The organism is Kluyvera georgiana (assembly GCF_050990895.1).
GTDB lineage: Bacteria > Pseudomonadota > Gammaproteobacteria > Enterobacterales > Enterobacteriaceae > Kluyvera > Kluyvera georgiana.
This window is the reverse complement of the sequence record NZ_CP158865.1, coordinates 3187318-3201324: the sequence shown is the minus strand read 5'-3', so window position 1 is coordinate 3201324 and position 14007 is coordinate 3187318. Positions and strand designations below refer to the sequence as shown.

Below are 14007 nucleotides of genomic sequence, written 5' to 3'. Positions count from 1 at the left end.
AGATACTAACAAAGCATTATAGATGAGAATTTGATATAGATCATATCTCACCTGGCTAATAGGCCTGAAGAACGCGTGGTTTTTCATCAATCCCTTGCTAACTATATGAATATAAAAATGAAAATAAATTTTAAGATTTACACAATCAGTTGAATTTTTTCTTTACCCTTAATTTTGTTGGTTAATTAAAATGGAGTAATGATCAAGAAATTTAACAATAAAAGTAAGCTACCAATTATAGTATTTACTTATATTTAACTTTATTTTCACAGAATCGCGAAGCGAAACGTTGAAATAAAAAAAGGGCCAACAAGTGGCCCCGTAATATAGCCCAGGTCGTCCGTTAAGCCTACTTTTTCTATGGAGAAGTGCTTACTTCGCCCAGAAAGCAGCTTTCGCGCGCTGCAGTTTTTCGTAGGCCTGTAATAGCGACTGGTGGGCCGGGAAGGCTTCCAGGGAACCGTCGACCGGTTGCAGGCCATAGAATGCCTCTTCACCGCTCAGGGCCGCGCTGGCGGCTTCAACCGCATCGGCGCCGTACATGCGAACAAACGCGTTCAGGTACTGCAGAGGCTCGCGCTCTTCTTCCTGGGACAGCAGCAGCAGCGTTTGCAGGCAACGATAGTAGTTGGCGCGCTCGGCGCTGAACACCGAAGCGTTGAACTCCATGGTCCATTCCGTCCAGATCAGCGCTTGCTCAAGATCGCCGCCTGCGAGCGCCAGCATCGCCTTCAGCTCACCAATACGCAGGGTGTACCAGCCGTTGTTCGGACCGGTCGCCAGGCCCAGCAGTTCGCGCACGCGGGTAAAGTCGTCCAGCCCTTCATCGTCGAGCTGTTCGATCAGGTTCAGGTACTCTTCTTTTTCCCACTCGCTGCCTGGCAAGGAGAGAAGGGTTTCGCGCAGATGGCTACCCATATTGTTGTTTGCCAGCCACAGATCTTCCGCCGGATAGATATCGGACATCCCTGGCACGATGATACGGCACGCGTAGACGCCAAGGTGCTCGTAGTCGGCGATGTACACTTCTTTATCTTCTTCTTTGAAGATAGCCATCAGCGTGGCGAACTCTTCTTCGGTCGTGCCGGAGAAGTTCCAGTCGGCGAACGGATAGTCGGCGTCCTGCTTGAACATATCCCATGAGATCAAACCGCTGGAGTCAATGAAGTGGGTTTCCAGGTTGGTATGTTCAGCCACTTCTTCGTCATCGAAGGTTGGCGGGGTGAACACGTCGAGATCTTTCAGGCCACGGCCCTGTAGCAGCTCGGTCACCGTACGCTCCAGCGCGACGCCGAAGTCCGGATGCGCACCGAAGGAGGCAAAGCAGGTACCGTTTGCCGGGTTGAACAGCACTACGCAAATCACCGGGTATTTTCCACCCAGAGAGCCGTCGTAGGCGAAGATCGGGAAACCTTCCGCTTCCAGCGTTTTGATGGATTCCACCACGCCCGGATAGCGCGCCAGCACCTCGGCAGGGATTTCCGGCAGGCTGATGCTTTCCGCAATAATGCGGTTTTTCACGTGGCGTTCAAACACTTCCGACAAACCCTGAACGCGGGCTTCGTTACGGGTGTTGCCCGCAGACATGCCGTTGGAGACATACAGGTTTGCAACGATGTTCATCGGAATATAGATAGTTTCGCCGTCGGACTGACGGGTAAACGGCAGACCGCACACGCCGCGATCGTCGTTGCCGGACTGCAGATCGACCAGCATGCTGGCAGTCAGTTGATCGTCAGGATCGTAGAAAGCGCGCAGACGGGCATCGAGCAGGCCTTCCGGCACCTCGTCGTCATCGGTCAGCGGGAACCATTTTTCGTTCGGATAGTGCACGAACGGGCCGTTGGCGATTTTGTCGCCCAGCCAGAAGTCGGCGAAGAAATAGTTGGTTGACAGACGTTCGAAGTACTCGCCCAGCGCGGAGGCCAGCGCCGCCTTTTTGGTCGCGCCTTTGCCGTTGGTAAAGCACAGAGAGCATGCCTTATCACGAATATGCACCGACCAGACGTTAGGAACCGGGTTCAGCCAGGAAGCTTCTTCAATATCGAAGCCCAGATCGAGCAGCTTTTGCTGGAAGCGAGCGATGGAATCTTCCAGTGCGGCATCTTTGCCGGGAATATAGGTTTGCGTCATAGCAATCTCTTTTGTCGTACGGAAAGCGCGCAATGATACGGGTTTTGCGTGACGGGTGCTATCTTCGGCGAAAATAAAAGGGGCAGCTATGCTTACTGACGATAACCTCCTGTTAAGGCGTCGAAAAATGAAAGCATTTGATCTTCAACGGATGGCATTTGATAAAGCTCCTCCTGAATTTTTAGGCGAAGTGGCGCTAAGGTGCCTCTTTACCTTCGTACTGGTTTTCTTATTTCTCAAAATCACTGGCCGTCGCGGCGTTCGACAAATGTCGCTCTTCGAAGTGCTAATTATCCTGACGCTGGGGTCGGCCGCCGGAGACGTGGCTTTTTATGATGATGTCCCGCTGGTACCGGTATTCGCCGTTTTTGTCACGCTCGCGCTGTTGTATCGGCTGGCGATGTGGCTGATGTCGAAAAGCGAGAAAGTGCAGGATCTACTCGAAGGCAAAGCGATTGTCATCGTGAAAGAAGGCCAACTGGCCTGGGAGAACGTGCGGCGAGCGAATCTGACCGAGCTGGATTTTTTTATGGCGCTGCGTCTTAACAGTATTGAGCAACTTGGGCAGGTCCGCCTGGCGATTATGGAAACCGACGGGCAGATTAGCGTGTTTTATTATCCCGACGATGAGGTCAAACCGGGCCTGTGTATCTTACCCGATAGCCTGACCCAGCGATTTAAAGCGGTGCCTGAGCCGGGAGAATACGCGTGCGTCCGCTGCAGCTATGTTGTCGATTTACAGGCGGGGGAGCGCCAATTATGTCCGCGCTGCGCAAATCCGGCATGGACGAAGGTGAGCAGGGCGAAACGCATTGCCTGACAGCGATTTTGTCGGTTTTGTACCGGCAAGACGGCAGAATCTATTGTGTGATGAACGGCGCATTTCGGCGGCAGAAAGTTTTAGACATTGCGGCGCGTGTCACTGAATGATAAAACCAATAGCCACAGGAATAACTTATGCCCACGCGTTGATGACGCGCGAGGCATGCGGTCAGACAACATTGCAATGTGGTGAGGGTTATGGCTCAGGTCTTTAATTTCAGTTCAGGTCCGGCGATGCTTCCGGCAGAAGTTCTTAAACTGGCGCAGAAAGAACTTTGCGACTGGAACGGGTTAGGTACGTCGGTAATGGAAGTCAGCCACCGTGGTAAAGAGTTTATCCACGTGGCAGAGGAAGCAGAAAAAGATTTCCGCGACCTGCTTAATATCCCTTCCAACTACAAAGTACTGTTCTGCCACGGCGGTGGACGCGGTCAGTTTGCCGGCGTTCCGCTGAATATTCTGGGCGATAAAACCACCGCCGACTACGTCGATGCGGGCTACTGGGCGGCAAGTGCGGTAAAAGAAGCCAAAAAATACTGCACCCCGAACGTTATCGACGCGAAAATTACCGTCGACGGCAAGCGTGCCGTTAAACCGATGAGCGACTGGCAGCTCTCTGACAACGCGGCCTATCTGCACTACTGCCCGAACGAAACCATCGACGGCATCGCGATTGAAGAGACGCCGAACTTTGGTAAAGACGTGATTGTTGCCGCCGATTTTTCATCAACGATTCTCTCTCGCCCGATTGACGTCAGCCGCTACGGCGTAATCTATGCCGGCGCGCAGAAAAACATCGGCCCGGCGGGCTTAACGCTGGTCATCGTGCGTGAAGATCTGCTGGGCAAAGCTCACGTGGCTTGCCCGTCGATTCTCGACTACACCGTGCTGAACGACAACGACTCCATGTTCAACACGCCGCCGACCTTCGCCTGGTATCTGGCGGGTCTGGTCTTCAAATGGCTGAAAGAGCAGGGCGGCGTTGCGGCCATGGACCGCATCAATCAGAAGAAGGCCGATCTTCTGTATAACACCATTGATGGTAGTGATTTCTACCGTAACGACGTGGCCAGCGCCAACCGTTCACGCATGAACGTGCCGTTCCAGCTGGCCGACAGCGCGCTGGACAAAGTGTTCCTTGAAGAGTCCTTTGCCGCCGGCCTGCACGCGCTGAAAGGCCACCGCGTGGTGGGCGGGATGCGCGCATCCATCTATAACGCTATGCCGCTGGCTGGCGTACAGGCGTTAACGGAGTTCATGCAGGACTTCGAACGTCGCCACGGTTAATTTTATTTTTTTGTTCATCCCCACAGCATCTGTCTGTGGGGTTTTTACTTCTGCTTTTGAGAGTTGAGTTTCATGGAATCCCTGACGTTACAACCTATCGCGCGCGTAGACGGCACGATTAATCTGCCTGGTTCTAAAAGCGTGTCGAACCGTGCGCTGCTGCTGGCGGCGCTGGCGCGTGGCACCACCGTCCTGACAAACCTGCTGGACAGCGATGATGTTCGCCACATGCTGAACGCGTTGAAAGCGCTGGGAATTCACTACACCCTGTCTGCCGATCGTACCCGCTGCGAAGTGACCGGAAACGGCGGCCCGCTGCAGGCTTCCGGCGAGCTGGAACTGTTCCTGGGTAATGCGGGTACCGCCATGCGTCCGCTGGCTGCCGCGCTGTGCCTCGGCGCAAACAATATCGTGCTGACCGGCGAACCGCGCATGAAGGAGCGCCCGATTGGTCACCTGGTCGATGCCCTGCGTCAGGGCGGCGCGCAGATTGAGTATCTGGAGCAGGAAAACTACCCGCCGCTACGCCTGAAAGGTGGTTTCAATGGCGGCAGCGTGGAGGTTGACGGCAGCGTTTCCAGTCAGTTTCTGACCGCGCTGCTGATGACTGCGCCGCTGGCGCCGCAGGACACCACCATTAGCATCAAGGGCGACCTGGTCTCCAAACCGTATATTGATATCACCTTGCACCTGATGAAAACCTTCGGTGTTGAAGTTGAAAATCAGAATTACCAGCGCTTCGTCGTAAACGGTAATCAGCAGTATGTTTCTCCTGGGCATTATCTGGTGGAAGGCGACGCCTCTTCGGCTTCTTACTTCCTCGCTGCCGGGGCGATTAAAGGAGGCACCGTGAAGGTGACCGGTATTGGCCGCCACAGCGTACAGGGCGATATTCGCTTTGCTGACGTGCTGGAGAAAATGGGCGCAACCATCACCTGGGGCGACGACTATATTGCCTGCACGCACGGCGAGCTGAACGCGATTGATATGGATATGAACCATATCCCTGACGCGGCGATGACGATTGCCACCGCGGCGCTGTTTGCCAAAGGCACGACGACGCTGCGTAACATCTATAACTGGCGCGTGAAAGAGACTGACCGCCTGTTCGCGATGGCGACCGAACTGCGTAAAGTGGGCGCTGAAGTAGAAGAGGGTGAAGACTACATTCGTGTGACACCGCCTGCGACGCTGAATTTTGCGGAAATCGGTACCTATAACGATCACCGTATGGCGATGTGTTTCTCGCTGGTGGCGCTGTCGGATACCCCAGTCACCATCCTTGACCCGAAATGTACGGCGAAAACTTTCCCGGACTATTTCGAGCAGTTGGCGCGCATTAGCACGCCGGCCTAGTTCTTTCTCGCATGCAAAAACGCTGACCAGATGTCGGCGTTTTTTTTCGGACTTTTTGCGGCAAAAATTAAATCATCGTCACTTTCCGGGCTAGCTCACGCCTGGCCCACTATACTTGTCTATTCTCCTGCTATTGATAGGGCTAATTCTGGAATTCGCAGACAAAGGTAACCGTCTGACGCAGAGATGCGTATAATGCGCGGCGTTTACGTTATGTATGCCTTTTATTAAGGAGAGAGAGATGACGGCAATTGCTCCGGTAATTACCATTGACGGCCCAAGCGGCGCAGGTAAAGGCACGCTGTGCAAAGCGATGGCAGAAGCATTGCAATGGCATTTGCTGGACTCCGGCGCTATCTATCGCGTGCTGGCGCTTGCGGCGCTGCATCACCATGTTGATGTGAACTCTGAAGATGCACTGGTCCCGCTTGCGGCTCATCTGGACGTACGTTTTGTCTCTACTGATGGGGCGCTGGAAGTTATCCTCGAAGGGGAAGACGTTAGCGGCGAAATTCGCACTCAGGAAGTGGCTAACGCCGCCTCACAGGTGGCTGCCTTCCCGCGCGTACGTGAGGCGCTGCTGCGCCGTCAGCGCGCTTTCCGCGAAGCGCCAGGGCTGATTGCCGACGGCCGTGACATGGGCACCGTGGTGTTCCCGGACGCGCCGGTCAAAATCTTCCTCGATGCCTCATCGGAAGAACGTGCACAACGCCGCATGCTACAGTTGCAGGAAAAGGGCTTTAGTGTTAACTTTGAGCGCCTTTTGGCAGAGATAAAGGAGCGAGACGACCGCGATCGTAATCGTGCCGTTGCGCCGCTGGTTCCTGCCGCCGATGCTTTAGTGTTGGATTCCACCACCTTAAGCATTGAGCAAGTAATTGAAAAAGCGTTAGACTATGCGCGCCAGAAATTGGCAATCGCGTAAGACGCGACCGAATTTGCAGTACCCCCGTTGCAAAGGATTGACAGCGGGTATGTGAAACAACCCCATCCGACAAGGTGTCAGGTGGACGTTAATATTAACCTGAAGATTAAACATGACTGAATCTTTTGCTCAACTGTTTGAAGAATCCTTAAAAGAAATCGAAACCCGCCCGGGTTCCATCGTTCGTGGTGTTGTTGTTGCTATCGACAAAGACGTAGTACTGGTTGACGCCGGTCTGAAATCTGAGTCTGCCATTCCGGCTGAGCAGTTCAAAAACGCCCAGGGCGAACTGGAAATCCAGGTTGGTGACGAAGTTGACGTTGCTCTGGATGCAGTAGAAGACGGCTTCGGTGAAACCCTGCTGTCCCGTGAGAAAGCTAAACGTCACGAAGCTTGGATCACGCTGGAAAAAGCTTACGAAGAAGCTGAAACTGTAGTTGGTGTTATCAACGGCAAAGTTAAAGGTGGCTTCACTGTTGAGCTGAACGGTATTCGTGCGTTCCTGCCGGGTTCCCTGGTAGACGTTCGTCCGGTGCGCGATACTCTGCACCTGGAAGGCAAAGAGCTTGAGTTCAAAGTAATCAAGCTGGACCAGAAGCGTAACAACGTTGTTGTTTCTCGTCGTGCCGTTATCGAATCCGAAAACAGCGCAGAGCGCGATCAGCTGCTGGAAAACCTGCAGGAAGGCATGGAAGTTAAAGGTATCGTTAAGAACCTCACTGACTACGGTGCATTCGTTGATCTGGGCGGCGTTGACGGCCTGCTGCACATCACCGATATGGCCTGGAAACGCGTTAAGCATCCGAGCGAAATCGTGAACGTTGGCGACGAAATCAACGTTAAAGTGCTGAAATTCGACCGCGAGCGTACTCGTGTATCTCTGGGCCTGAAACAGCTGGGCGAAGATCCATGGGTAGCTATCGCTAAGCGTTATCCGGAAGGTACCAAACTGACCGGTCGCGTGACCAACCTGACCGACTACGGCTGCTTCGTTGAAATCGAAGAAGGCGTTGAAGGCCTGGTTCACGTTTCCGAAATGGATTGGACCAACAAAAACATCCACCCGTCCAAAGTTGTTAACGTTGGCGACGTAGTGGAAGTGATGGTTCTGGATATCGACGAAGAACGTCGTCGTATCTCCCTGGGTCTGAAGCAGTGCAAATCTAACCCATGGCAGCAGTTCGCAGAAACCCACAACAAGGGCGACCGCGTTGAAGGTAAAATCAAGTCTATCACTGACTTCGGTATCTTCATCGGCCTGGACGGCGGCATCGACGGCCTGGTTCACCTGTCTGACATCTCTTGGAACGTTGCAGGCGAAGAAGCAGTTCGTGAATACAAAAAAGGCGACGAAATCGCAGCAGTTGTTCTGCAGGTTGACGCAGAGCGTGAGCGTATCTCCCTGGGCGTTAAACAGCTCGCAGAAGATCCGTTCAACAACTGGGTTGCTCTGAACAAGAAAGGCGCAATCGTAAACGGTAAAGTGACTGCAGTTGACGCTAAAGGCGCAACCGTAGAACTGGCTGACGGCGTTGAGGGTTACCTGCGCGCTTCTGAAGCTTCCCGTGACCGCGTTGAAGATGCGACTCTGGTTCTGAGCGTTGGCGACGACGTTGAAGCTAAATTCACCGGCGTTGATCGCAAAAACCGCGCAATTAGCCTGTCTGTTCGTGCGAAAGACGAAGCTGACGAGAAAGATGCAATCGCTACTGTTAACAACAAACAGGAAGACGGCAACTTCTCCAACGCTATGGCTGAAGCATTCAAAGCAGCTAAAGGCGAGTAATCTTGCGCATTCGGGTTTAACAACCTGAATTGTGATGAGTTTACTTGACAGATTGCAGGTTTCGGCCTGTAATCTAGCACAAAGGGCGGCTACGGCCGCCCTTGTTTAATAAGCTGTTAGCTAATTTTCCTTGAAAGGAAACCGGAGGAATCATGACCAAGTCAGAATTGATTGAAAGACTTGCCAGCCAGCAATCCCATATCCCTGCCAAAGCAGTGGAAGATGCGGTGAAAGAGATGCTGGAGCATATGGCCTCAACCCTGGCCCAGGGCGAGCGCATTGAAATCCGCGGTTTCGGCAGCTTCTCTCTGCACTATCGAGCACCACGTACCGGGCGTAACCCGAAAACTGGCGACAAAGTGGAACTGGAAGGCAAGTATGTGCCACACTTCAAGCCGGGCAAAGAACTGCGCGACCGCGCCAATATTTACGATTGAGTTTTGACCGCTAACCGGCGGTAAACTTGGTTGAGAAAAAAGCACCTGCGGGTGCTTTTTTCGTTTTTACAAATCCACTCTGGAATACCCCTCGCAGTTTCTTCGCAACGGCTGCACGCGCCGCATATTCACCTGACGCCGCTTCGCACGCTTTACGATCCGCTCACGACAATTCCCTCATCTCGCGCAACACTACCGATAACAAGGAGGTGTCAATGCGTTTGCCGCAGCTGGCTGGCTATATGCTGGCCGGAATCTTACCGCTGAGCGTGCTGCCAGAACTACCCGCGCTTTGGTGTATTAAGCTTGCCATTGTTGGGCTGATTCTCCTCAGCGCGTGTGGACGGTTGGGGCGCTCCGCTTCATTGGTGGGGCTTATGTTCTGTTGGGGCGTTCTGGCGGCGTGGCAGGTGCAGTGGCCTGCATTGACGCTACCGGGGAAAAACCGACAGGTTGAGTTGACGATAACGCAAACCGACGGGCAGACGACACATCAGGGCACGATCACCCGGCTGGAAGGTCAGCGCCTGTTCCCGGGCATCGCTATTACCCTCTACGGTAGCTATCTGCCACAGCCGCCGTGCGTTGGTCAGCGTTGGCAGATGACGATTCGTGCCCGGCCCGTCCACGGCCAGTTAAACGCAGGGGGCTTCGACTCTCAGCGCTACGCGTTATCACAGCATCGTATCTTAACCGGGAGAATCATCTCCGCAGGAATACTGGAGAGCACCTGCAGCCTGCGTGCCCGCTACCTGACATCGCTGCAAACGTCTCTCGCAACCTATCCCTGGCATGATGTCATGCTGGCGCTTGGGATGGGGGAGCGGCTCTCGGTCGCGCCGGAGATTAAATCGCTAATGCAGCAAACCGGGACTTCACACCTGATGGCGATTTCCGGGCTGCATATTGCGCTCGGCGCTTCCCTGGGGTGGCTGTTGGTGCGTGCCGTGCAGTTTTTTCTTCCCGTCTGGCTGATTAACTGGCGTTTGCCGCTCCTGGTGTCACTGACGAGCGGATTCGCCTACGCAGCGCTGACGGGAATGCAGCCGCCCGCGATGCGAACGGTGGTGGCTGCCACCGTCTGCTGTCTGCTCCGTTTACACGCCAGGCGCTGGGCTGGCTGGGAAGTCTGGCTTTGCTGTCTGGCTACCATTCTGTTTCTCGACCCGCTGGCAGTGCTGTCCGATAGCCTGTGGTTGTCGGCAGCTGCGGTCGGCGCGCTCATTTTTTGGTACCAATGGGTACCGTTGCCCGCGTGGGCATATCCACGATGGTTTCGCCCGCTCGCGAGTCTGATCCATCTACAGATGGGTTTGATGCTGCTGTTAACCCCGCTGCAAGTCATGTTGTTTCACGGTATCAGCGTAACCTCGCTGCTGGCGAATCTGGTGGCGGTACCGGTGGTGACGTTTATCGCTGTGCCGCTGATTCTGCTGGCGATGTTTCTGCATCTGTGCGGCCCAATAACGCTGGAAACAATGACATGGTACGGCGCCGACCGGGTGATGGCGCTGGTGTTTGGTTACTTACGCCTGCTGCCAACCGGATGGTGGAACATTGGCAGCGCATGGCTGGGAATTTCGCTGCTGCCGTGGGGAGCGTTGATTCTCTGGCGCTTGCACGGTTGGTTGCGCTTTCCGGCGCTAGGGTTGTCGTTAAGCATCCTGTTGGCCTTCCCATTGTGGCGTAAAACGCCAGAAGACCAGTGGCGGGTCACCATGCTTGATGTCGGGCAGGGGTTAGCGATGGTGATTACGCGGGGTGACAAAGCGTTGCTCTACGATACCGGGCTAGCCTGGCCGGGCGGTGACAGCGGCGAACAGCTCATTGCGCCCTGGCTGCGCTGGCACGGGCTTACGCCTCAGGGCATTATTCTGAGCCACGATCATCTGGATCATCGCGGCGGTCTGCGCTCGCTACGACAGAGCTGGCCGGGAATGTGGGTCAGAAGCCCGCTGGGCTGGGCCGGTCATCAACCCTGCGCACGCGGGGAAGCCTGGCAGTGGCAGGGGTTAACCTTTCGTGCGCTCTGGCCGCTGCCGGGGAAGGCACAGAAGGGTAATAACGGTTCCTGCGTCGTGAGGGTAGATGATGGCAAAAACAGCATCCTGCTGACGGGAGATATTGAATTATCGGCAGAAATGGCCATGATTAGCCGTTTCTGGCAGCCATTTGCGTCTACAATTATCCAGGTCCCACATCACGGTAGCTCGACGTCTTCGGGGATGGCGCTGATACAACGGGTGGGCGGCGAGGCGGCTTTGGCATCCGCATCCCGCTATAACGCATGGCACCTGCCTTCCACGAAGGTCAGGGCGCGCTATCTGCAGCGACAGTATGCCTGGTTCGATACACCGCATCAGGGGCAAATTACACTCACTTTTAGTGCCAATGGCTGGAAGATTGAAGGCTTACGAGATCAACTTTTACCTCGTTGGTATCATCAGTGGTTTGGCGAGACTCGCGATAACGGGTAGAATATGCGGCTATTTCAACACAAGCTGGTTTTTTGAATGCAGAACGACAAAGATCTCTCCACGTGGCAGACCTTCCGCCGACTCTGGCCAACTATTGCGCCGTTTAAAGCAGGGCTGATCGTGGCGGGCGTGGCGTTAATCCTTAACGCAGCCAGCGATACCTTTATGCTATCGCTTCTTAAACCGTTACTGGATGATGGTTTTGGTAAAACAGACCGCTCAGTGCTGCTGTGGATGCCGCTGGTCGTTATTGGCCTGATGATCCTGCGTGGGATCACGAGCTATATTTCTAGCTACTGTATTTCCTGGGTTTCCGGCAAGGTCGTGATGACCATGCGTCGTCGGCTGTTCAGCCACATGATGGGAATGCCCGTTTCCTTCTTCGATAAGCAGTCCACCGGAACGCTGTTGTCGCGTATTACCTATGACTCTGAGCAGGTGGCGTCCTCCTCCTCCAGCGCATTGATTACCGTAGTGCGCGAAGGGGCTTCCATCATTGGCCTGTTCATCATGATGTTCTACTACAGCTGGCAGCTGTCGGTGATTCTCATTGTGCTGGCGCCTATCGTGTCGATGGCGATCCGCGTGGTGTCTAAACGCTTCCGTAGCATCAGTAAAAACATGCAGAACACCATGGGGCAGGTGACCACCAGCGCAGAACAGATGCTAAAAGGGCATAAAGAAGTGCTGATGTTCGGCGGCCAGGAAGTGGAAACCAAGCGTTTTGATAAGGTCAGCAACAAGATGCGTCTGCAGGGGATGAAGCTGGTCTCCGCGTCGTCTATCTCTGACCCTATCATTCAGCTGATTGCCTCTCTGGCGCTGGCGTTTGTTCTGTATGCCGCCAGTTTCCCAAGCGTTATGGAAACGTTGACCGCGGGTACCATTACCGTCGTCTTCTCGTCCATGATTGCGCTGATGCGTCCGCTAAAATCGTTAACTAACGTCAACGCACAGTTCCAGCGCGGGATGGCGGCCTGTCAGACGCTGTTTGCCATTCTGGATAGCGAGCAGGAAAAAGACGAAGGTAAACTGAATATCGAACGTGCTAAAGGCAGCGTTGAGTTCCGTAACGTTACCTTCACCTATCCAGGCCGCGAAACCCCGGCGCTGCAAAACATCAACCTGGCGATTCCAGAAGGGAAAACGGTGGCGTTGGTGGGGCGTTCTGGCTCTGGTAAATCTACTATCGCCAGCCTGCTAACTCGTTTCTACGATATTGACGAAGGCGAAATTCTGCTCGATGGGCACGATCTGCGCGAGTACAAACTGGCCTCTCTCCGTAATCAGGTCGCGCTGGTTTCGCAGAACGTCCACCTGTTTAACGACACGGTAGCCAATAACATCGCCTATGCGCGTACCGACGAATTCAGCCGCGAGCAGGTTGAAGAGGCGGCACGGATGGCATACGCGATGGACTTTATCAATAAAATGGATAACGGTCTCGATACGGTGATTGGTGAAAACGGCGTACTGCTTTCGGGCGGCCAGCGCCAGCGTATTGCTATCGCCCGTGCGCTGCTGCGTAACAGCCCAATCCTGATCCTCGATGAAGCCACCTCGGCGCTGGATACCGAATCTGAGCGTGCGATTCAGGCGGCGTTGGATGAACTGCAGAAAAACCGCACCTCGCTGGTGATTGCGCACCGTCTGTCCACTATCGAACAGGCTGACGAAATCATTGTGGTTGAAGACGGACGTATCGTTGAGCGGGGCAGCCATAGCGATCTGCTCGAACAGCGCGGCGTCTACGCACAGCTGCACAAAATGCAGTTTGGCGAATGATAGCGAAGATCTGGTCAGGCGAATCGCCGCTCTGGCGGCTGCTGCTGCCGCTCTCCTGGCTGTACGGCCTGGTGAGCGGCGTGATTCGCCTGTGCTATCAGCTAGGGCTGAAGAAATCCTGGCGCGCGCCGTGTCCGGTCGTGGTTGTGGGGAACCTGACGGCGGGCGGCAACGGTAAAACGCCGGTGGTTATCTGGTTAGTGGAACAGCTTCAACGGCAGGGCGTGCGTGTTGGCGTGGTTTCTCGCGGCTACGGTGGCAAAGCGGACAGCTATCCGCTGCTGCTGAATGCCGATACCACCACCGCGCAGGCCGGCGACGAACCGGTGCTGATTTTCCAGCGTACCGGCGTGCCCGTCGCCGTTTCCCCAGTGAGGGTCGATGCGGTGAAGGCGCTGTTAGCCGCCCACGATCTTCAGCTGATCGTCACCGATGACGGTTTGCAGCACTACCGACTGGCCCGCGATAAAGAGATCGTCGTGATCGATGGCGTGCGCCGCTTTGGTAATGGCTGGTGGCTACCGGCCGGGCCGATGCGTGAACGCGCTTCACGCCTGGAAACGGTCGATGCCCGGATCGTCAACGGCGGCGAAGCGCTGCCGGGAGAAATTCCGATGACGTTACGTCCGGGAGACGCCGTCAATCTGCTGACCGGTGAGCGGCAGCCCGTTTCCACACTACAAAACGTAGTGGCGATGGCCGGTATTGGTCACCCGCCGCGCTTTTTTGCCACGCTGAATGATTGCGGTTTGCAGCCTGTACGTACGGTGGCGCTGGCCGATCATCAGGCGTTGAGCGAAGCTGACGTCCAGGAGCTGGTCTTGCCGGGGCAGGCGCTCATCATGACCGAAAAAGATGCGGTGAAATGTCGCCGCTTCGCGCAGAAAAACTGGTGGTATCTGCCGGTGGACGCCGTACTTTCCGGCGATCGCGCGCAGACGCTGCTGCAGGAATTGATTACCCTCGCACGGCGCTAAACCGCGTCGGCGATAGCAGGGG

At 54.9% G+C, this 14007-nt stretch carries 10 protein-coding genes; 9 read left to right on the top strand and 1 reads right to left on the bottom strand.

The genetic code is table 11. The features are described 5' to 3' along the window. Positions 1-372 precede the first annotated feature (372 nt). Complete coding sequence (ycaO, locus tag ABTW00_RS15270) at positions 373-2133, bottom strand: 30S ribosomal protein S12 methylthiotransferase accessory factor YcaO (RefSeq protein WP_433636244.1); 1761 nt, start codon at positions 2131-2133, stop codon at positions 373-375. Positions 2134-2260: 127 nt separating this feature from the next. On the opposite strand from ycaO, the gene ABTW00_RS15265 reads away from it, so the two are divergent. The 9 genes from ABTW00_RS15265 (at position 2261) to lpxK (ending at position 13985) form a co-directional block, all read left to right on the top strand. Beyond that, positions 2261-2953 (top strand): DUF421 domain-containing protein, encoded by a 693-nt coding sequence (locus ABTW00_RS15265; RefSeq protein ID WP_065355681.1) that lies wholly within the window; start codon positions 2261-2263, stop codon positions 2951-2953. A gap of 200 nt (positions 2954-3153) precedes the next feature. Next, positions 3154-4242, top strand: a complete 1089-nt coding sequence (gene serC / locus ABTW00_RS15260) for a 3-phosphoserine/phosphohydroxythreonine transaminase (RefSeq protein ID WP_433636243.1) — start codon at positions 3154-3156, stop codon at positions 4240-4242. Between the two features lie 72 nt (positions 4243-4314). After that, positions 4315-5598, top strand: a complete 1284-nt coding sequence (gene aroA, locus ABTW00_RS15255; protein ID WP_433636241.1) for a 3-phosphoshikimate 1-carboxyvinyltransferase — start codon at positions 4315-4317, stop codon at positions 5596-5598. A gap of 241 nt (positions 5599-5839) precedes the next feature. Continuing rightward, positions 5840-6523, top strand: a complete 684-nt coding sequence (gene cmk / locus ABTW00_RS15250) for a (d)CMP kinase (protein WP_064548793.1) — start codon at positions 5840-5842, stop codon at positions 6521-6523. 112 nt (positions 6524-6635) lie between these two features. After that, complete coding sequence (gene rpsA / locus ABTW00_RS15245) at positions 6636-8309, top strand: 30S ribosomal protein S1 (RefSeq protein WP_064548795.1); 1674 nt, start codon at positions 6636-6638, stop codon at positions 8307-8309. A gap of 152 nt (positions 8310-8461) precedes the next feature. Next, a complete protein-coding gene (gene ihfB, locus ABTW00_RS15240; protein WP_015965094.1) occupies positions 8462-8746 on the top strand; it encodes an integration host factor subunit beta in 285 nt (94 codons plus the stop codon). A gap of 215 nt (positions 8747-8961) precedes the next feature. Next, positions 8962-11223, top strand: coding sequence for a ComEC family protein (locus tag ABTW00_RS15235; RefSeq protein WP_433636239.1), 2262 nt, complete (start codon positions 8962-8964; stop codon positions 11221-11223). A 36-nt stretch (positions 11224-11259) separates the two neighbouring features. Next, positions 11260-13008, top strand: coding sequence for a lipid A ABC transporter ATP-binding protein/permease MsbA (gene msbA / locus ABTW00_RS15230; RefSeq protein WP_433636238.1), 1749 nt, complete (start codon positions 11260-11262; stop codon positions 13006-13008). Continuing rightward, positions 13005-13985, top strand: a complete 981-nt coding sequence (gene lpxK / locus ABTW00_RS15225) for a tetraacyldisaccharide 4'-kinase (RefSeq protein WP_065355684.1) — start codon at positions 13005-13007, stop codon at positions 13983-13985. The genes msbA and lpxK overlap by 4 nt, the downstream gene beginning before the upstream one ends. Positions 13986-14007 lie beyond the last annotated feature (22 nt).